This is a genomic window from Kineococcus aridisoli, from assembly GCF_050871885.1.
In the GTDB taxonomy this organism is placed as follows: domain Bacteria; phylum Actinomycetota; class Actinomycetes; order Actinomycetales; family Kineococcaceae; genus Kineococcus.
This window is the reverse complement of record NZ_JBJLSF010000177.1, coordinates 1-997: the sequence shown is the minus strand read 5'-3', so window position 1 is coordinate 997 and position 997 is coordinate 1. Positions and strand designations below refer to the sequence as shown.

The 997-nt window shown below is 73.4% G+C and carries 1 protein-coding gene; it reads right to left on the bottom strand.

The window, feature by feature from the left end; translation table 11 throughout:
- Positions 1-65 precede the first annotated feature (65 nt).
- Positions 66-914, bottom strand: coding sequence for an aldo/keto reductase (locus tag ACRYM2_RS23150; RefSeq protein WP_432525054.1), 849 nt, complete (start codon positions 912-914; stop codon positions 66-68).
- Positions 915-997 lie beyond the last annotated feature (83 nt).

Below are 997 nucleotides of genomic sequence, written 5' to 3'. Positions count from 1 at the left end.
GCCGGTCCCCCGCGCCCGTCGTGCGGGTGCGGGGGCCGGCGCTCGGGTCGCTCGGGCGGGGCCGATCAGGCGGGGGCGCCCACGTTCATGACGTCCGGGTCCGCGCCGACACGGCCGTCCGCGCGGTCCAGCCCGGCGACCTGGGCCATGTCCGCGTCGGAGAGCTCGAAGTCGAACACGTCGATGTTCTCGCGGATGCGCTCCGGGGTCACCGACTTGGGGATCACCAGGTTGCCCAGCTGCACGTGCCAGCGCAGCACCACCTGGGCGGGGGTCTTGCCGTGGGCCTGCGCCAGCGCCCGGACCGCCGGGTCGTCGATGACGCCCTTGCCGGAGGACAGCGGGCTGTAGGCCTCGGTGACGATCCCGTGCTGCGCGTCGACGGCGCGCAGGTCGGCCTGCTGGAAGAACGGGTGCAGCTCGACCTGGTTCACGGCCGGGACGACGCTCGTCTGCTCCAGCAGGTGGCGCAGGTGGTGCGGCTGGAAGTTGGAGACGCCGATCGCGCGGGCGCGGCCGTCGGCGTAGATCTTCTCGAAGGCCTTGTAGGTGTCGACGTAGGCGCCGGCGGCCGGCACCGGCCAGTGGATGAGGTACAGGTCGACGCGCTCGAGGCCGAGCCGCTCCAGGCTGGCGTCGAAGGCGCGCAGCGTGGAGTCGTAGCCCTGCTCGGCGTTCCACAGCTTGGTGGTGACGAACAGGTCGTCGCGGGCGATGCCGGACTGCGCGATCGCGCGGCCCACACCCGCCTCGTTGCCGTAGATGGCGGCGGTGTCGATGTGGCGGTACCCCGCCTCCAGCGCGGTCTCGACGGCCGGGACGACCTCGTCGTCGCCGACCTGCCACACCCCGAAACCGAGCTGGGGGACGGTCACGCCGTTGTTGAAGGTGAGCTGGGGAACGCTGGGTGCCATGCCCGCCAGCCTAGTCGCGGCGCACCGGGTCGGCACCCGGGTGGGTCGCCGCCCGGCGCACCGCGACCCGGCACCGCGCGCGG

Coding starts and splice junctions, on each gene's coding strand:
- ACRYM2_RS23150 (WP_432525054.1), bottom strand. CDS start 914: ATGGCACCCAGCGTTCCCCAGCTCACCTTCAACAACGGCGTGACCGTC.